Source organism: Haemophilus parahaemolyticus (genome assembly GCF_018373095.1).
Classification (GTDB): domain Bacteria; phylum Pseudomonadota; class Gammaproteobacteria; order Enterobacterales; family Pasteurellaceae; genus Haemophilus_A; species Haemophilus_A parahaemolyticus_A.
Map to the genome: position 1 here is coordinate 1 of NZ_JAHAHT010000012.1, position 18,637 is coordinate 18,637.

Below are 18,637 nucleotides of genomic sequence, written 5' to 3' on the forward strand. Positions count from 1 at the left end.
CTCAAACGAGCAGAGGCTTGTAAATAGTCCCAATTTTTCTCTAAATCAGACCAACTGATATGCCTGTGTTTCATCAAGCTAATATGGCGTTCTTTCTGTGCTTGAGTAGGTTGATAGTTTAAATTATCCAACACCTGTACCACACCTTCAGGTTCATTACAAAGCAGTAATAAATCACAACCTGCTGAAATCGCTTTTTTTGCACGTTCAACAAAATTGCCCATAAATCCCGCCCCTTTCATACCTAAATCGTCGGAGAAAATCACGCCATTAAAATTTAATTGCTGGCGTAAAATCTCTTTTAACCAATAACTTGAACCGCTGGCAGGTTGGCTATCGCATTGAGTATAAATCACGTGAGCAGGCATAATCGCAGAGAGTTTATTTTTCGCAATCAGCTGTTTAAATGGCTGAATATCTTGCTCAAAAATCACCGCTTTCGGGCGATCATCAAAGGGAGTTTCTAAATGAGAGTCGGCTAAAACATGTCCGTGTCCTGGAAAATGTTTACCTGTCGTTGCCATTCCAACAGCTCTCATGCCATCAATAAAGCATTCAGCAAGCGGTAGTAATTCATTGAGATGTTGCGAAAAAGCACGATCACCAATTGCCTGACTTTGATGTCCTAAATCCAACACTGGGGCAAAACTTAAATCAATATCTAAGGCAAACATTTCACTCGCCATTACCCAACCTGTTTCATAAGCAAGCTGTTTTGCCTCTTGTTCATTTTGAGCAAGCTGAGCAAAAGATTGCATTGCTGGTAGCGATGTAAACGCCTCACGGAAACGCTGTACTCGCCCGCCTTCTTGATCAACAGTAATCAGCAGTGGCTTTTTTACACGTTGGCGAATTTCTTTAATGAATGCCTGAATTTGCGGTTTATCGTAAAAATTTCGGCTAAACAAAATTACACCCGAGACGAGAGGATGTTCGAGTAACTCGACTTCTTCTTGAGAGAGTACTTTGTCTTTTAAATCAATCAGTAACATAATTTATCTTTAAATAAATTTTAGATCGTCGTTATATTTTTCCAACCTAGTCAGTATTGCTTTTGCGTGGGGGGATACTCACCCTTTATATATATTTATATGATTTTGGGCGGGGATAAACTCCGCCCCTACATTCAAGAGATACAACTATTTACATATGGCTTTGTGTAATTGCTACATGATGCGGGAAATTCCCTTTCTTAATATGCGAACACCATTAACTTGTCAGCAGAAATTTCTGCAAGATCTGTCGAGTAAATTGCTTTCTCAAATAAAAGCCTAGAGGCAAGGATTGAATTGGCTGCCCTTGTTCATTTACCGCATTGGTAAGTGCCTTGCTATTTCTGCCTTTAGGACGAAGCTGTAGCACTTCTCCCAATGTAGCATTAATTTGATGTAACTGCCCTAATACGATCAATTCCATCAACTCTTCCCAATCTCGTTGGAGTTGTCTCTCTTGCTCTAAAGAGGGTTGCCATAGAATCGGTTGCCCAATATGCCGTTCTGCAAGCGGAATCTGACGACTTCCTTCAATGGGCATCCACAATACTTTTTGCAATTTATGTCGAACGTGCGAGCTTTGCCAGGTGATGCCATTATTTTGCACTAGCGGGGCAAGGCTTACAAACGTCGTTTCTAACGGTTCACCTTGTTCGTTAATCGGGAGCGTTTTGAGTTCTATGCCTAAATGAGCAAAATCTTGTTCGGCTTTCGAACCCGCTTTTGCCCCGAGAGCCGTTTCAATCAGCTGCCCAACCCACCCTTTATCGTGCTTTAAATCTTTCGGAACAGGTATGTTTAGCATTTCAGCAATTTCACCTAATCGAAAACCAGCTAACCAATGGGCATTGGCTAATAATTCAGTTTCAGAAACAGGAAATTTAGCTAAATTCATTTTATAAGAAATATTAAGGGAAAATTACATCCAAGCGTTGCTACGAATTACCCCTACGGCAATGCCTTCAATCTCAATATATTCAAAACGCGGATCAACGACTATCGATTCTAACTCATCATTTTCAGGATGAAGATAGATTAAATTACCTTTTTTCTCAAGGCGTTTTACCGTGACTTCATCATCCACACGAGCCACAACTACCTGCCCATTTTTAGCTACTTTAGTTTTATGTACAGCTAATAAATCGCCATCTAAAATGCCGATATTCTCCATTGAATTGCCGTTTACACGAAGCAGATAATCCGCTGTTGGGTTAAACATTGCACCGCTCACAGGGTAGTGATCTTCAATATGTTCAATCGCCTCAATTGGCGTCCCTGCTGCTACTCGACCAATCAGCGGTAAACTATCCTCATTTACAGCTTCTTCGTCATTAACCAAAATACGGATACCTCGAGATGTGCCCGAAAGCATCTCAATATAACCTTTACGTGCTAAGGCTTTTAAATGCTCTTCTGCCGCATTAGGCGATTTGAAACCGATTTCACGTGCAATTTCCACACGTGTTGGAGGCATACCAGTCGTTGAGATATGATTTTTTACAAAATCAAAGATTTCTTGCTGGCGATCAGTTAATTGTTTACGTGCCATTTTATCCTCTCTGGTCTTTTATACATAATCTTTGGTATTATATACAGTAATCTATAATTTGTAACTAATTTTTTCAAAATTTTGTGATAAAATGCCCCCAATTTGACAAAATAAATAAAGGATAATCCAATGTCAATTTTGCTTAATTTATACCGTAAATTGTTGAATTTACCGCTTTCTTTGCTAGTAAAATCACGATCTATTCCTACCGATCCCATTACCGAATTAACACTTAGTCGTGAACAGCCTTTAATTTACGTTTTACCTTATACATCACAATCAGACCTCCTGATTTTGCAACGAAACTGCCGTAGTTTGAACCTACCTGACCCGTTAGAACAAAATGTGATTAACGGTGTTTCATTGCCTCGTTTCGTCTTTTTAAACGAAGATCGCCGCATTTTTAAATCAAAAGAAGCGAAAAGCGAAACCGTTGCCTCTATTCATCGCTATTTAGATTTACACAAACAAGATCCCAATTTAGATGTGCAACTCATCCCTGTTTCTGTTCTTTGGGGAAGAGCACCAGGTAAAGAGAAAGCCCCCAATTTACGTGCGTTAGGTGTATTTTCACGTATGTTCTCGATCATTTGGTATGGTCGTGATAACTTCGTCCGTTTCTCACAAGCGGTCTCTTTAAATGAAATGGTTGCAAATCACGATGTCGATGAAAAACTCGCACATAAGTTGGCTCGTATTGCTCGTATGCACTTTGCAAAACAACGCTATTCAGCGATGGGGCCACAATTGCCTGATCGCCAAGCAATGTTCAATAAATTGTTAGATTCTGAAGTATTGAAAAAAGCGATTGCGGATGAAGCAGAAAATAAAAAAATGCCGCTTGAAAAAGCACGTGCTGAAGCCGCCAAAATGCTTGATGAAATTGCAGCCGATGTAAAACACGATAGCTTGCGTATGGCAGATCGTCTGTTAAGCTGGCTTTGGAATAAGCTCTATCAAGGTATCAATGTTGAAAACAGTGAGTGCGTGCGTAAACTCGCCTTGGAAGGACACGAGATTGTCTATGTGCCTTGTCACCGTAGCCATATGGACTACCTGTTACTTTCCTATTTACTTTACCATCAAGGTTTAGTTCCGCCTCATATTGCGGCGGGAATTAATCTGAATTTCTTTCCAGTTGGTTCACTTTTCCGTAGCTGGGGAGCATTTTTCATTCGTCGTACATTCAAAGGTAATCGCTTATATTCCACTATTTTCCGTGAGTATTTAGCCGAGCTTTTCTATCGTGGCTACTCGGTTGAGTATTTTATTGAAGGTGGGCGTTCTCGTACAGGTCGTTTACTTGAACCTAAAACAGGCATGATGTCGATGACTATTCAAGCCCTACAACGTGGCTTAGCTCGCCCAATCAGTATTGTGCCTGTTTATATCGGTTATGAACACGTGCTAGAAGTGGATACCTACGCAAAAGAATTACGTGGTGCGACAAAAGAGAAAGAAAACGCAGGCTTAGTGCTTCGCGTGATTAAAAAATTGAAAAACCTAGGGCAAGGCTATGTAAACTTTGGCGAGCCAATCCAAATCAATCACTATCTAAACCAACACTTCCCAGCATGGCGTGAACCAAGCGAAGATGGGCGTGCAAAATGGCTCAATGAAGCGGTGGATAGCCTTGCTAAAAAAGTGATGGTCAATATCAACAAAGCAGCGGCAGTCAATGCGAAAAACCTGATTGGCTCGGCATTGCTTGCTTCTCGCCAACGTGCATTAACACGTGAGCAGTTGATTGAACAAGTAGAAAGTTATTTGCAACTTTTCCGAAACGTTCCTTATTCTCAAGAGATGACTCTCCCAACCGTCTCAGCAGAGGCGATGCTTGAACACGTGTTAAAATTACCTCGTTCAGGCGTAACCGCTGAAAAAGATAGTTTTGGTGAACTCATCCGTTTAGATCGCGAATCTGCCGTGTTAATGACCTATTATCGCAATAACATTCAACATCTATTTGTATTGCCTTCACTCGTAGCAAGCGTAATTTTGCACTTAGAAGCGGTTTCAAAAGATTTAATTATCAAAATCGTGCAACAGATTTATCCGTTCTTGAAAGCGGAATTATTTCTACATTTTAATGATACGGAACTTCGTAACCAAATAGAGCTAATTTTAAACGAATTTATTCGCCAGCAATTAGTAAAAAGTGAAAGCGATGTATTCAAACTGAACAATGCTCATCTGCGTTCATTACAGCTACACAGTAATGGCGTGCGTGAATTGTTGCAACGCTATTTTATCGGTTTAAACATCTTACTCGATCGCCTTGATATTTCACGTGGAGAACTTGAAAAAGAGAGCCGTTCAATTGCTCAACGTTTATCTGTTCTGCATGGCATTAACGCACCAGAATTTTTTGATAAATCATTATTCTCCACCTTCACTTCAACCCTAAGAACCGAAGGTTATTTCGATGACGAAGGAAAAGGCAATCAAGCAAAAGTAAAATCAATTGAAGATTTAATCTCAAGCCTGATTTCAGCAGAGATCAAAATGACAATTCGCAGTGCGGTGCAGTCGATTGAATAACAACACATAAAACAAGCGGTAAGATTTTACAAAAATTTACAAAATCTCACCGCTTTTCTGTATAATTTACGCAAACGTTTGCTTTTTATTTTACTCAAAAGGATCAAAGACATGACCACAATCGGAACAGCATTAAGGCCAAATGCAACTAAAGTAATGATGTTAGGCTCAGGCGAATTAGGTAAAGAAGTCGTGATTGAACTTCAACGTTTAGGCGTAGAGGTAATTTCGGTGGATCGCTATGAAAATGCACCTGCTCAACAAGTGGCACATCGAGCATATACTATCTCAATGCTAGACGGACAGGCATTGCGTACGTTGATCGAAAAAGAAAAGCCTGATTTCATTGTGCCTGAAGTGGAAGCCATTGCGACTGATACCTTAGTGGAATTAGAAAACGAAGGCTATAACGTGATTCCAACAGCGAAAGCAACAAAACTAACAATGAATCGTGAAGGTATTCGCCGTTTAGCGGCTGAAGAATTAGGGTTAAAAACCTCACCTTATCGTTTTGTAGATAATTTCGAGACGTTCAAGCAAGCCATTGCAGAAATTGGCATTCCTTGCGTGGTCAAACCGATAATGTCTTCTTCTGGACACGGGCAATCAATTATTAAATCAGAAGACCAGATTAAGCAAGCGTGGCAATATGCTCAAGAAGGTGGCCGTGCAGGTAGCGGTCGTGTAATTGTAGAAGGATTTATTCAGTTTGATTATGAAATTACTCAACTTACAGTTCGCCATATTCACGGTACTTCATTCCTTGCACCGATTGGGCATATTCAGAAAAATGGCGATTATCAAGAGTCTTGGCAACCACAAGTCATGAGCGAAACAGCTCAACACAAAGCTCAAGAAGTAGCTGAGAAGATCACCTCAGCACTTGGCGGTCGTGGTATTTTCGGCGTAGAACTTTTTGTTTGTGGCGATGAAATTATTTTCAACGAGGTCTCTCCTCGCCCACACGATACGGGTATGGTAACAATGGCTTCTCAAGAACTTTCCCAGTTTGCCTTACATGCTCGTGCAATTTTAGGCTTACCTATTCCAGAGATCTATCAAATTAGCCCAGCAGCCTCCAAAGCGATTGTGGTGGAAGGTAAGTCAAATAATGTTGCATTTGGAAATCTCGATAAAGTGTTAGAAGAGGTAGGCACAAATATTCGTTTATTTGGTAAAGGTAATGTGGATGGTCACCGCCGTATGGGCGTGATTTTAGCTCGCGATGAAAATACTGAAAAAGCGAGAGAAAAAGCCTTGCGTGCATTTGAAAAGTTAGCAATTTATCAATAATCGCAAAAGCATCTAATACCACTTATACATTGCGAAATAACTTATGGTTTATTTGCTTTTTCCTATTTGCAGAGGCTTTCCTGAAAGTCTCTGCACGATCTTAATGTGCCACCGCCCTAATCGTTGATTCATCCAACTCGGCATCAAATGCTTCACGTAATAATTTCAGTTTTGCATCATTAAGCAAGGCATTTCTTGCTTCTTGGGTTAAACCTTCAAAAATAGCCCGGCGAATTTCAAGCGGAGTTTTGCGTTCGGGATTATCAGCAATTGTGAGTTGGTAAGCAAAACCTTTTTCTGATAACGCATACGCTAAACTTTGGCGTGCTTCTGGACTATCTAAATGTGCCATATTCGGTTTTAGCACTAAATGAAGCTCATGATCTTGCTTTTCTGCCAAGTAGCTATTTAATGCAATCTGGCGAGTCAATCCACCTAATTTAAGCTCATTAACCAATGCTGCCCATTCATCTTGTTGGCAGGCTAACTCAATGGTTTTCGCTACTAATTCGGGGGTACGTTCTTGTAAAATAGCTTGCTTAATATCGGAGGGTTTTGCTGTTTCTTCTTGATTTTCTAATTCGGGATTGAGCCAAGTCCAGCGATACTCTTCGTCATTGGTAACGACCGTTTGCTTCGCTTGTTTTTCGTGCTCAAGTTCGGCTTTTTCGGTTTCCGCCAAATACATAAACCGCTCTTGCAAATTCATTTTTTTGTCAGGAGCACAGTTTTGCATTGAAGGCATTACGGCGTTATTCGGCTTTTTTTTTTCGGTTTGTGCTAGCTGATCTTGTGTCTGTTGTAGCTGTTTTCTCGCTTGCATTGCCGCTAATGCAGGTGACATCGTAGGCACAGAGACTGGAGGCGTTTGAACTTGAGGGGCTACAGCTGGAGTGTAAGCGGTTGGATTTTCTTGCGGTTTTGCAAATTGTGGTGAATTTTCTACCGCTTGTGCTGTTGACTGAGCTGCTTTTTCACTTGGCACTAAGCGTGCTTTAAGCTGAGCGATATTTTGCTCAGGTGATACTGAAGGTCGGCTTGCAGGGGGAATGTTTACCGTTTGGGTTTGCACCTGCACATGGTTAATCTCTTCCACACGTTTTGGGTGGAAGGCTAATGCACGTAAGAAAGTCATTTCCACACCTGCACGAGGTTCTGGTGAGAATAGTAACTCTTTTTTGCCCATCAACATCATTTGATAGAAAAACTGCACATCTTCAGGGGCAATCTGTTTTGCTAGCAAATGCAATGGCGTTTCGTTAGTTTCAGGCGATTTAACCAATTGCAATAGAGCGATTTTATGCAAGGTCTCTGCTACATCACTTAATAATTGCGACCAATCGACACCTTTTTCAGCTACTTGTTGAATGATAGAAAGTATTTTTTCACCGTTAGCTTGTGAAAGTGCCATCACCAATTCAAGCGGTTGATGATCGTCAATCAAACCGAGCATTTGGCTGACTGCTTCAAGCGTAATATTGGCATTGCTGACTGCAATCGCTTGGTCTGTCAAACTTAAAGAATCACGAATACTGCCTTGAGCAGCTTTGGCTAATTTCTCAATAGCAGGCAGTTCGTAAGGGATGTTTTCTTGTTTTAAAATAAACTCAAGATGATCAGCGATTTGATGTTGATCTAACGCACGCAAATGGAATTGCATACAACGCGATAAGATCGTAATCGGCAATTTTTGCGGATCTGTCGTCGCTAACAAGAATTTGACATATTCAGGCGGTTCTTCCAACGTTTTCAATAATGCGTTGAAACTATGACGAGAAAGCATATGCACTTCGTCAATCAAATAAACCTTAAACCGCCCAACGGTTGGCTTGTATTGCACGTTATCAAGTAGCTCGCGAGTGTCTTCCACTTTGGTACGAGAGGCTGCATCGATCTCAATTAAGTCAATAAAACGCCCTTCTTCAATCGCTTTACAGTTCGCACATTCGCCACAAGGTGTTGCACTAATGCCCGTTTCACAGTTTAATCCTTTCGCAAAAAGACGCGCAATTGAGGTTTTACCCACCCCGCGCGTGCCAGAGAAAAGATAAGCGTGGTGCAGGCGATTTTCACGTAATCCGTTTTCTAATGCGGATAAAACGTGTTGTTGCCCCACCACTTCGGAAAAACGTTGCGGACGCCATTTGCGTGCTAAAACTTGATAACTCATTGATAATAATGACTCGATTAGTGTCCTTCAAAATTCACTAAAGTGAATGATTTAATGCCTTCTTGCTCAAGGCGTTCACGACCACCTAATTCTGGCAAGCAGATCACAAAAGCGGCGTGTTCGACTTTACCGCCTAATTTGCGGATAAGTTTTGCGGTTGCATCAATTGTACCGCCTGTTGCTAATAAATCGTCAATCACCAAAACATTGTCGTTCGCATTCACAGAATCAGTGTGGATTTCAAGTGTATCTTCGCCATATTCTAATTGGTAAGATTGCGAAATCACTTCACGTGGTAATTTTTTAGGCTTTCGAACTAACACAAAAGGCACGCCTAAAGCTAAAGCCACAGGAGCACCAAAGATAAAACCACGTGATTCTGTACCAACAATTTTGGTAATCCCTTTATCTTTAAATTCTTCTACAATCGCATCGATACTTGCTTTGAAGGCTTCTGGCACTTCAAGTAACGAAGTAATATCGCGGAAAATAATGCCTGCTTTTGGATAATCAGGAATAGATTTGATAGAAGATTTGATTAAATCTAATTGGCTCATTTTTTGACCTTTTATAAATAACAAAACAACTTAAAGAATTTAGACAAAAATGGATGAAATTACAAGGAAAATTGCAATAAAGAAGCAAAAAATAACCGCTTGTAAAGATTATTCATTACAAACAGCTATTTTTTCAGAAAAATGTATTAACTATAATCAATTCAATCTGCTTTCGATAACATAGCATAATCAAACATGACTCCTTTGGGGTCACCTGTAGTACCAGAGGTTAAATCAGCGTAAAGAGATCATCCAAACGTTTGGATGCAAGACGAGTTTCAAGTACAGTCATATTTTTTTCAACTTGAATGAAGTTTTCCCAATGGCAAGCAAGTGGATGATTATGAAGATTGATACTTGATTTCATTACCACAATTTTGATTAATTGTGTACAGTTGTTCGCTATTTGAATAGCACAATCCATTTGAGCTTGTTCACCTACAAAGAGAATTTTAATATCAGCATTATTGATAAGATATTCAACTTGGAAAGGTATATTAGTAGCGTAAATCGGCACAGTCACCACACGTACTTGCATTGCTCCGAAATCGGCAATGCTCCAGCGTGGTATATTGTGGACAAAAGTACCAATTTTATCTTGAATTTCAATGTGTTGAGCAATTAAAAAAAGAAAACAGGCGTAAGCTGAGATTTTTAGCGTGTTTTCTTTTTACAACAAAAAATAAGCATATTTAATAAAATTACGTTTTATTTCTGTTGTATTGGGAAATTATTTGCGTAATAATTCCCTCATATTTTTAATAGTTGAATACATATCCAGAGATTAGATAATGCTAAACGAGAAACCTGTTATTACCAATCAGCACGGTGCTTTAGCAATGGCATTTTTACCTTATTTCTATGCCGTTATTCAAGCAAAAGAATATAACTGGCAACTCTTTCTATTTGGCATTGCGTGGCTCTTTCTTTATCTTTTTTCTTATCCATTCTTTCAACTTTTTAGCAAGAAACCTAGCACCAAAAATCAACGCTGGGCAGCCATTTACTTTGTTCTTAGCCTAATTTTTGCGTTGCCTGTGCTAATTATTTCTCCTCAAGTTTTACTCTTTACATTGCCATTATTACCACTTGGTTTAGTGCAATTCTATTTTGCTAAAAAGCGTGATGAGCGTCATTTACTCAATGATATCGCTGGCATTTTAACCTTTGGTGTTGCAGGAATGGCAACTTATTATTTAGCTATGCAAGCGGTCGATTTTGCTTTCCTAATTCACCCAACGCTTTTCTTTATTGCAACGACTTTCTATGTAAAGAGCTTAGCCCGCGAACGCAAAAATCCACTTTATGTGGAACTCAGCATCGGCATTCATTTGGTTCTTAGTTTGGTTTATCTTCTTTTAGGCGAGGATGCGATTTTTGTGGCTTATTTATTTGCATTGGCACGAGCAATTATCGTGCCAACATTAGGTTGGAATGTGAAAAAGGTTGGAATGTTTGAGTTTTTGACAATAGTGATTTTTCTGATTTCGCTTGTTTGGTACTAAAGCGTTCTTTATTTGCTCAAGTTAGTTTTAAAACATTCTTCTTTTCGGTTCAAAACCAATTTTTTCTTGGTCACTCCGCTGAGTAACTATGACAAGCTCTCCTTCTTCAAGACCTGAAATGATTTCCGTGTATTGACCGTCAGATAATCCTATTTTTACTGATTTCTCTTCTACTTGATTATTTTTAAGCACCATAACAACAGTTTCTTTATTTCTTTTTTTTAGCGTAGATGTTGGAACAGCCAGTATATTTTCACGTTTTTCAATATTAATTTGTCCTTGTACGGTCATCCCAATTCGTAAACTATTGGTTGGATTATCAACAAGTGAATTTGCATAATAATAGATTGCTTCTGTATTGCCTGATTGTTCAGAATAGTTATTGTCAGTTAAGGTTGTTAATGCAGGATCAACCGTATCAATCTGGCTTATATATGGGTGATTCGGCTCAGCAAGTGTAGTAAATTGAATGCGTTGTCCTTCTTTTATCTGAGAAATATCTCCTTCAGATACTTCCAATTTAATCAGTACTTTTGAAAGATCAGCAACTTGTACTATCGTTGGTGATGTCTGATTTGAATTTACCGTTTGTCCTACTGATACAGGCACAGAAACTATTATCCCATCCATTGGCGATAAGATTTGAGTATAGTTTAAATTTGTTTTAGCATCATTGACTGAAATTTCCGCTGATTTAATCTGTGCCTTTACTTCATCTACACTAGCTTTCGCTGATGCCAACGTATTTTTTGCAGTATCCAACTCGGTTAATGATGTGCTGTTTGTTTTGTAAAGCTTAACCAAACGATTGTAGTTAGACATAGCTATATCTAAAGCGACTTGTGCTGACTTCAATTTTGCTTGATAAGACGTCAAATTTGCCTCAGCCGTACTAAGAGTATTATTCTGGTTACTCGCATCAATTTCTGCAATTAAATCTCCTTTTTTAACCGCTTGTCCTAGTTTAACGTTCAGTGAAATAATTTTACCAGACACCTGTGCACCAACCTCAGTACGCTGACTCGCTCGCACTGAGCCTGTAGCAAGTACATTTTTATCTAACGTAATTCGAGCGACTGGCTCAGTAATATAATGAATTTGTTGAGTATCTTCATTATTTTTAACATAAAAATAAAAAGTGATTCCTATAATAAATAAGGAGCTAAAAATAAGAGACTTTAGTTTCATAAGCGTCTAAATAGTTGATTACAAGCGGTTATAATTGACTAATGTTTTTCAAATTGGTTCAAAATATAAAAGTATTTCCCTCCCTATATCTAATATAAATACAAGGAGGGAAATTAAGCGATTATCCTTTCACTCGATTAATCAAAAACTGACTCAACAACGGCACAGGGCGACCTGTTGCACCTTTGCTTGCCCCTGATTTCCACGCTGTGCCCGCAATATCTAAATGTGCCCAAGCATATTTTTTAGTGAAGTTTGACAAGAATTGCCCTGCGGTAATTGCCCCACCTAAACGCCCGCCAATATTGGCAAGGTCAGCAAAGTTAGACTTAAGCTGTTCTTGGTACTCTTCGCCTAGTGGTAAACGCCATGCCTTATCGTCTGCTTCTTCGGCAGCATTAAGCAGATCGTGAGCAAGATTATTGTGAGTAGACATCAATCCACTGTTGTGAGCACCTAATGCAATCATACACGCCCCTGTTAAGGTAGCGACATCAATGACCAATTCAGGCTCAAAACGTTCGACATAAGTAAGCGTATCACATAGAACCAAGCGACCTTCTGCATCGGTATTTAACACTTCGACCGTTAAGCCATTCATTGTGGTAAGAATATCCCCTGGGCGGTAAGCATTGCCATCTGGCATATTTTCACAGCCTGCCAACACGCCAATGACGTTCAGTGGTAAATCCATTTCGGCTAAGGCTTTCATGGTGCCGTAAACAGAAGCTGCACCTCCCATATCGTATTTCATTTCGTCCATCGCTTCGGATGGTTTGATGGAAATACCGCCCGAATCGAAAGTTAAACCTTTGCCGACTAACACAATCGGTTTGGCATCGGGATTTGGATGATTTTTGAATTCAATGACAGACAAATAAGCAGGGTTTTCAGAACCACGAGAAACCGCCAAATAGGCATTCATACCTAATTCTTCCATCGCTTTTTCATCTATAATCGTGGTGGTAATGTTGTTGTAATCTTCAGCTAATTGGGTCGCTAATTTTGCTAAATAGGCTGGGTTACACACATTTGGCGGACAATTCGCCACATTTTTTGCAAAATTTATTCCTAAAGTAACTGCTTGCCCATGAGCTAAAGCTGGCTCTGCTTCAGCTAACTCTTTGCGGTTGGCAACATTAAAAATCACACGACGTAACTCACGCTTAATTTCAGGTTTAACGCTTTTAAATTCGTTATAGCTGTAAAGTAGCTCTTGGATAGCTTCAATCGCAAAACGGATGTTCCAATAAGTTGAGCGACCTTTCACATGTAGTTCACTTAAGAACGAAACGGCTTCAGTTGCTCCAGTTTCGTTTAACACCTGCACTGCTTTTTGTGTGAGTTGTTTGTATTGGCGTTCGGTAAGCTCACGTTCTTTACCACAGCCGACTAATAACACGCGATCTGCGGGCACATTCGGTACGTGATGTAATAGAAGCGCTTGCCCCACTTTGCCATCTAAATCACCTTTGCGTAAAATGTTGCTTAAATAGCCTTCGCTCAAGCGGTCTAATTCTTCGGCAGATTCGCTAAATCGGCGGGTTTCATACACGCCAACGATCACACAGCCCGTGCGTTGTTTTTCAATACTGCCATTTTTTACATTAAATTCCATAAATGCTCCCGTGATTTTTTTCTAAGAAAGAGGTATCATAGCACCTTTTTCAAGCGGTCAATTTTACTCAAAAATTAGCAAAATAAGTGAAAAAATCAACCACTTGAACCAAGCCAGAAAGTACAGGTCATAAACTACCGATTTGCAAAGAAATTGCAAGCATAATTTATAGAGAACCCGATTGTGATTTTAAGCCGATATTTAACGAAAGAGATTTTTAAAAGCCAAATAGCGATTCTATTTATCTTGTTACTGATGTTTTTTAGCCAGCAACTGATTAGTGTTCTTAATTCTGCCGTAAGTGGGAAAGTGCCAACCGATTTGGTGCTCAGTTTATTAGGCTTAGGAATGCCAGCTCTGTCGCAATTTATGTTGCCGCTTTCGCTCTTTGTGGCATTGTTGCTTACCCTTGGACGTTTATATGCGGAAAGTGAAATCACAGTGATGCGTGCTTGCGGTGTGGGGCAAGGTCTATTGACTCGTGTGGCATTATTTCTTTCGATTTTTACCACTGCTTTGGCAGCTTACAACGTCTTTTCGCTCACCCCTTGGGCAATTGATATGCAAAGCAAAATTTTGGCAGAAGCGAAATCTAACCCGCGTTTTTCAGCTCTTTCAGCAGGCCAATTTATGACCGCGGGTGGTTACGTATTATTTATTGAGAATATCAATAATGAAGCGAATACTTTGAATGATATTTATGTGTTCCAGCCTGATCAACAAAAGAAAAATCGTCCCTCTGTAGTGGTAGCGGATACAGGCGTATTACAAGGTTTGCCGAATGGCGATCAGTTACTCACTTTAAAAGAGAGTACCCGCTATGAAGGCACGGCCAAAACAGCCGATTTCCGTATTTCTCATTTTGATAATTACACCGCTTATTTGGGCTATCAAGATGTTAACTCCACTGACAAATTGATGCAGCGTGCCGATTTTTCCAGCCTAATGGCAGACAAATCACCTGAAGCAAAAGCCGAATTACAATGGCGTTTTGCCCTTGTTTTTGCGGTGCCACTGATGGCATTATTAGCCGTGCCAATGAGTAGCGTAAACCCGCGTCAAGGGCGATTTGCGAAAATTATTCCTGCGGTGTTACTCTATTTAATCTACTTTTTATTGCAAAGTTCATTAAAATCCTCCGGGGCTTCGGGCAAGATAGATGCATCTCTTTTTATGCCTGCGGTTTCAATAGCATTCTTAATACTTGGCATTGTAATGAATAGCTGGGAAACGCGATGGATGTCTGCTATTCGCTATCGCTTCTCTTTCAAAAAAGTGGGGGCATAATGAAAATTTTTGGAATGAATATTTTAGAACGCTATATTGGCAAAAGCATTTTAGCGATGATTTTTGCCGTACTGCTTGCCATTAGTGGACTAATTTTTATCGTGAAATTGGTAGAAGAGTTCAAAGATGTCGGCAAAGGCAGCTACGATGCGATAATCGCTACTTATTATGCCTTGTTGATGTTACCAAGCGACATTAAAGAAATTATCCCCGTGGTGGTGTTAATTGGTGGCTTGCTTGGTTTAGGCAATCTTGCTAGTCGCAGTGAATTGGTGGTAATGCAGGCATCGGGGTTCTCTCGTTTCCGCATTGGTTTAGCGGTGATGAAAACCGCTCTACCCCTGATTTTTCTCACCATGTTTTTAAGCGAATGGGGCATCCCACAAACGGAGCAATATGCACGAAATATGCGTTCAATTGCCCAAAGTGGCGGCTCAATGCTGGCAACTACAGGTGGCTTCTGGGCAAAAGATGGGCAAGATTTTATCTATATTCGCCATATCAACAATGAGCACGAACTTAACAGCGTATCGATTTATCACTTTGATAACAAAGCTTTGAAAACTATCACACAAGCTGATCGTGCGGTTTATAGGGATAATCAATGGCAGTTACAAAAAGTAGAAAAATCACTGATTAACGAGAACCAAATCCAGCAAAATAAAGAAGCCGATCAAGTGTGGCAAACTACGATTACCCCAAGTAAACTGGGTATCGTGTCGCTCAAACCAGAATCTCTTTCTATTTCAGGATTGTCTGATTATGTGGGTTTCTTGAAAGAAACAGGGCAAGATTCCAAACGCTTTGAAATTGCCTTCTGGCGTAAAGTTTATCAACCGATTTCAATGGCAGTAATGATGTTATTGGCAATCTCTTTCATTTTTGGACCGCTTCGCAGCAGTGCAATGGGAACCAAGCTCTTTATTGGAATCATCGCAGGTTTCGTGTTCTATGTCTCGAATATTACTTTCGGTAATATGACCTTAGTATTTACGTGGATTCCAACCTTTATCGGTGCACTCATTCCGAGCTTGATTTGCTTAACTATTGTCTGGTGGTTATTGGCAAAAAAACGGGATTAACAAAATGAGTAGATTAGAAAGATCATTCCAAACTATAGGCATTGTAGGCAATCCTCGTCATGATAGTGCTTTAGAAACCCATTTGGCGGTCTATAATTGGCTGAAAGATCGCCATTATAATGTATTAGTCGAAGAGAAAATTGCCGAGCAATTACACCTTACAGAAGGATATTCATTGAAAGCGATTGGCGAAAATACTCACCTTGTGATCGTCATTGGCGGCGATGGTAATATGCTTGGTATGGCTCGAGCACTCGCTAAATATAAAGTACCGTTGATCGGTATCAATCGCGGTAATCTTGGTTTTCTGACCGACATTGCACCACAAACAGCTTTTGAACAGCTTTATAGCTGCCTTGAAAAAGGTGAGTTCCTGATCGAAGAACGTTTTTTATTAGAAGCTCATATTGAACGTAATGGCAAGATTATAGCCTCAAGCAACGCACTTAATGAAGTGGTTGCTCATCCAAGCCAGGTGGCACGCATTATTGAATTTGAAGTATATATTGATGGCAAATTCGCCTTTTCTCAACGTTCTGATGGCTTGATTATCTCCACTCCAACGGGCTCAACTGCTTACTCTCTCTCGGCTGGTGGTCCTATCCTTACCCCAAATATGAATGCCATTGCCCTTGTGCCAATGCATCCACATACGCTTTCTTCACGCCCATTGGTTGTGGATGGCGATAGCCATATCTCTTTGCGTTTTTCTCAACATAATCAACCACATTTAGAAGTGAGTTGCGATGGGCAAACAGTATTGCCATTTACCGCAGAAGATCGCGTAATAGTGCGAAAAAGTACAGATAAATTGCACTTATTGCATCTCAATGATTATAATTATTTTACCGTGCTTGGCTCAAAACTAGGTTGGGCGAGTAAATTATTCTAATGTAGTTTTATATAAAGATGATTATTCTTCATAGTGATTATGAAGATTTAACACGCAAATTATTTGAAAAAAGCTACCGCTTGTTGTGAAAAATGAGTAAAATGCGTTGTCTTTTTAAAACGAAAACGTTTGCGTAAAAGCATTTTTACTAAAACCGAATTTTTAAGTTGAGTTTATCGAGTTACAGGAGGCTTGAATGTTTACAGCTAATATGAATATTAAAGATTACGATCCCGTTTTGTGGCAAGCAATCCAAGATGAAAATCGTCGTCAAGAAGAACACATTGAATTGATCGCATCAGAAAACTATGCAAGCCCACGTGTAATGGAAGCTCAAGGCTCTCAATTCACTAACAAATACGCAGAAGGCTACCCAGGCAAACGTTACTACGGCGGTTGCGAATATGCAGACATTGTGGAGCAATTAGCAATTGACCGTGCGAAAGAGTTATTCGGTGCAGATTATGCGAATGTACAACCGCACTCTGGCTCACAAGCGAACGCTGCCGTTTACGGTGCATTGATCAACGCAGGTGATACCATTTTAGGTATGGATCTAGCCCACGGCGGTCACTTAACGCACGGTGCCAAAGTAAGCTTCTCTGGCAAAATCTACAACTCTGTGCTTTACGGTATTACTGCAGATGGCGTAATCAATTACGAAGATGTTCGCCAAAAAGCATTAGAGTGCAAACCCAAAATGATCGTGGCAGGTTTCTCTGCTTACTCACAAGTCGTAGATTGGGCGAAAATGCGTGAAATTGCAGATGAAGTCGGTGCATATTTATTCGTTGATATGGCACACGTTGCAGGTTTAATCGCAGCAGGTTTATACCCAAACCCATTACCGCACGCACACGTTGTTACAACTACAACCCACAAAACATTAGGCGGCCCACGTGGTGGTTTAATTCTTTCTTCTTGTGGTGATGAAGAGATCTACAAAAAATTACAATCATCAGTATTCCCAGCAAATCAAGGTGGACCATTAGTTCACATCATTGCAGCAAAAGCAGTATGCTTTAAAGAAGCCTTAGAGCCAGAATACAAAGAATATCAAGCTAACGTAATCAAAAATGCGAAAGCGATGGTAGAAGTATTCAAACAACGTGGCTATGATGTGGTATCAAACGGCACAGAAAACCACTTATTCCTTGTAAGTTTCATCAAACAAGGTTTAACAGGTAAAGCAGCGGATGCGGCATTAGGTAAAGCGAACATCACAGTAAACAAAAATGCAGTACCAAACGATCCACAAAAACCATTTGTAACTTCAGGTATCCGTGTGGGTACACCATCTGTTACCCGTCGTGGTTTTAATGAAAACGATGTACGTGATTTAGCCAATTGGATGTGTGATGTGTTAGACGCATTAGGCAAAGAAAACGAAGAGCAAGTGATTGCACAAACAAAAGAAAAAGTGTTAGCTATTTGTAAACGTTTACCAGTTTATACGAAATAGTTAATCTTTCTTTATTTTATATATTATAAAATAATAAAGCTGGTTAGATTATATTAATATTCTTACCAGCATTTTCTTTATCTTAATTCAGATATTTTTCTTATCTCAAGTTTAACTGGTATTTCAACTATTTTGAATGTAAGGAAAAATATAATGCACAAATTAGAATATTCTTTTTATCGGTAAAACAGACTAGTAATACTGAAAGAGAAATATTTACTGTGTTAAATCATAAAAAGTTTTTTGATATTACAATAAATAATTTAAGTAAAATGTAGAATGCTAGCTTAATTGGATTATCAAAAGAAAAAGTAGTATAACAATTTTTTCTTTAGCACTAAAGAATTTAACGTTATTCAAGCCTTGCAATAATACTATTGGGCATTATTATAGAAAAACTTGCTCTACAAATATAAAATTAAAAAACTAATAAATAAATTATTTCCAAATAAAGTATTCATTATTTTAAAATATTTCAGAATGTTCCTCAAAGGTAAATAA

14 protein-coding genes and 1 pseudogene are annotated in these 18,637 nt (G+C 39.5%); 7 read left to right on the forward strand and 8 right to left on the reverse strand.

What is annotated here, in order from left to right:
• The 3 genes from nagZ to lexA all read right to left on the reverse strand — a co-directional run.
• Positions 1 to 992, reverse strand: a 992-nt coding sequence (nagZ, locus tag KH943_RS02535) for a beta-N-acetylhexosaminidase (RefSeq protein ID WP_304107210.1), incomplete at its 3' end; no start/stop codon positions are given.
• Positions 993 to 1,209: 217 nt separating this feature from the next.
• Positions 1,210 to 1,887 (reverse strand): DNA mismatch repair endonuclease MutH, encoded by a 678-nt coding sequence (gene mutH / locus KH943_RS02540; RefSeq protein WP_304107213.1) that lies wholly within the window; start codon positions 1,885 to 1,887, stop codon positions 1,210 to 1,212.
• 24 nt (positions 1,888 to 1,911) lie between these two features.
• Positions 1,912 to 2,541 carry a transcriptional repressor LexA gene (gene lexA, locus KH943_RS02545; protein ID WP_304107216.1) on the reverse strand — a complete coding sequence of 210 codons (630 nt, stop codon included), beginning with the start codon at positions 2,539 to 2,541 and terminating at the stop codon, positions 1,912 to 1,914.
• Between the two features lie 129 nt (positions 2,542 to 2,670).
• Between lexA and plsB the strand changes: the two genes are divergently transcribed.
• Both plsB and purT read left to right on the forward strand, forming a co-directional pair.
• On the forward strand, positions 2,671 to 5,082 hold the full coding sequence (gene plsB, locus KH943_RS02550) for a glycerol-3-phosphate 1-O-acyltransferase PlsB (protein ID WP_304107219.1): 2,412 nt from the start codon (positions 2,671 to 2,673) through the stop codon (positions 5,080 to 5,082).
• Between the two features lie 111 nt (positions 5,083 to 5,193).
• Entirely contained in the window at positions 5,194 to 6,375 is a 1,182-nt protein-coding gene (gene purT, locus KH943_RS02555) for a formate-dependent phosphoribosylglycinamide formyltransferase (protein WP_304107222.1), read from the forward strand.
• 100 nt (positions 6,376 to 6,475) lie between these two features.
• Here purT and dnaX read toward each other — a convergent pair whose 3' ends face one another.
• The 3 genes and pseudogenes from dnaX to KH943_RS02570 all read right to left on the reverse strand — a co-directional run.
• Positions 6,476 to 8,545: a DNA polymerase III subunit gamma/tau gene (dnaX, locus tag KH943_RS02560; protein ID WP_304107226.1), complete on the reverse strand. Its 2,070-nt coding sequence runs from the start codon at positions 8,543 to 8,545 to the stop codon at positions 6,476 to 6,478.
• 17 nt (positions 8,546 to 8,562) lie between these two features.
• A complete protein-coding gene (gene apt, locus KH943_RS02565) occupies positions 8,563 to 9,102 on the reverse strand; it encodes an adenine phosphoribosyltransferase (RefSeq protein WP_040217931.1) in 540 nt (179 codons plus the stop codon).
• 173 nt (positions 9,103 to 9,275) lie between these two features.
• Positions 9,276 to 9,733, reverse strand: a pseudogene (locus KH943_RS02570) (AMP-binding protein); the annotation flags it as partial.
• A gap of 160 nt (positions 9,734 to 9,893) precedes the next feature.
• On the opposite strand from KH943_RS02570, the gene KH943_RS02575 reads away from it, so the two are divergent.
• Positions 9,894 to 10,607, forward strand: a complete 714-nt coding sequence (locus tag KH943_RS02575; RefSeq protein WP_304107230.1) for a YwiC-like family protein — start codon at positions 9,894 to 9,896, stop codon at positions 10,605 to 10,607.
• Positions 10,608 to 10,634: 27 nt separating this feature from the next.
• Here the strand turns inward: KH943_RS02575 and KH943_RS02580 are convergent, their stop codons facing one another.
• Together KH943_RS02580 and pepA are read right to left on the reverse strand one after the other, a co-directional pair.
• Entirely contained in the window at positions 10,635 to 11,795 is a 1,161-nt protein-coding gene (locus KH943_RS02580) for an efflux RND transporter periplasmic adaptor subunit (protein WP_304107232.1), read from the reverse strand.
• A gap of 121 nt (positions 11,796 to 11,916) precedes the next feature.
• Entirely contained in the window at positions 11,917 to 13,413 is a 1,497-nt protein-coding gene (gene pepA, locus KH943_RS02585) for a leucyl aminopeptidase (protein WP_304107234.1), read from the reverse strand.
• Between the two features lie 183 nt (positions 13,414 to 13,596).
• On the opposite strand from pepA, the gene lptF reads away from it, so the two are divergent.
• From lptF to glyA, 4 genes are all read left to right on the forward strand, one after another.
• Positions 13,597 to 14,700, forward strand: coding sequence for an LPS export ABC transporter permease LptF (lptF, locus tag KH943_RS02590; protein ID WP_304107239.1), 1,104 nt, complete (start codon positions 13,597 to 13,599; stop codon positions 14,698 to 14,700).
• Positions 14,700 to 15,782, forward strand: coding sequence for an LPS export ABC transporter permease LptG (gene lptG / locus KH943_RS02595; RefSeq protein WP_304107242.1), 1,083 nt, complete (start codon positions 14,700 to 14,702; stop codon positions 15,780 to 15,782). The genes lptF and lptG overlap by 1 nt, the downstream gene beginning before the upstream one ends.
• Before the next feature lie 4 nt (positions 15,783 to 15,786).
• Positions 15,787 to 16,674 carry an NAD(+) kinase gene (locus tag KH943_RS02600; RefSeq protein ID WP_304107245.1) on the forward strand — a complete coding sequence of 296 codons (888 nt, stop codon included), beginning with the start codon at positions 15,787 to 15,789 and terminating at the stop codon, positions 16,672 to 16,674.
• Positions 16,675 to 16,870: 196 nt separating this feature from the next.
• A complete protein-coding gene (gene glyA / locus KH943_RS02605; RefSeq protein ID WP_304107248.1) occupies positions 16,871 to 18,136 on the forward strand; it encodes a serine hydroxymethyltransferase in 1,266 nt (421 codons plus the stop codon).
• The last annotated feature ends 501 nt before the right edge of the window (positions 18,137 to 18,637 follow it).

Coding starts and splice junctions, on each gene's coding strand:
- lptG (WP_304107242.1), top strand. CDS start 14,700: ATGAAAATTTTTGGAATGAATATTTTAGAACGCTATATTGGCAAAAGC.
- lexA (WP_304107216.1), bottom strand. CDS start 2,541: ATGGCACGTAAACAATTAACTGATCGCCAGCAAGAAATCTTTGATTTT.
- pepA (WP_304107234.1), bottom strand. CDS start 13,413: ATGGAATTTAATGTAAAAAATGGCAGTATTGAAAAACAACGCACGGGC.
- KH943_RS02580 (WP_304107232.1), bottom strand. CDS start 11,795: ATGAAACTAAAGTCTCTTATTTTTAGCTCCTTATTTATTATAGGAATC.
- KH943_RS02600 (WP_304107245.1), top strand. CDS start 15,787: ATGAGTAGATTAGAAAGATCATTCCAAACTATAGGCATTGTAGGCAAT.
- purT (WP_304107222.1), top strand. CDS start 5,194: ATGACCACAATCGGAACAGCATTAAGGCCAAATGCAACTAAAGTAATG.
- apt (WP_040217931.1), bottom strand. CDS start 9,102: ATGAGCCAATTAGATTTAATCAAATCTTCTATCAAATCTATTCCTGAT.
- glyA (WP_304107248.1), top strand. CDS start 16,871: ATGTTTACAGCTAATATGAATATTAAAGATTACGATCCCGTTTTGTGG.
- KH943_RS02575 (WP_304107230.1), top strand. CDS start 9,894: ATGCTAAACGAGAAACCTGTTATTACCAATCAGCACGGTGCTTTAGCA.
- dnaX (WP_304107226.1), bottom strand. CDS start 8,545: ATGAGTTATCAAGTTTTAGCACGCAAATGGCGTCCGCAACGTTTTTCC.
- plsB (WP_304107219.1), top strand. CDS start 2,671: ATGTCAATTTTGCTTAATTTATACCGTAAATTGTTGAATTTACCGCTT.
- mutH (WP_304107213.1), bottom strand. CDS start 1,887: ATGAATTTAGCTAAATTTCCTGTTTCTGAAACTGAATTATTAGCCAAT.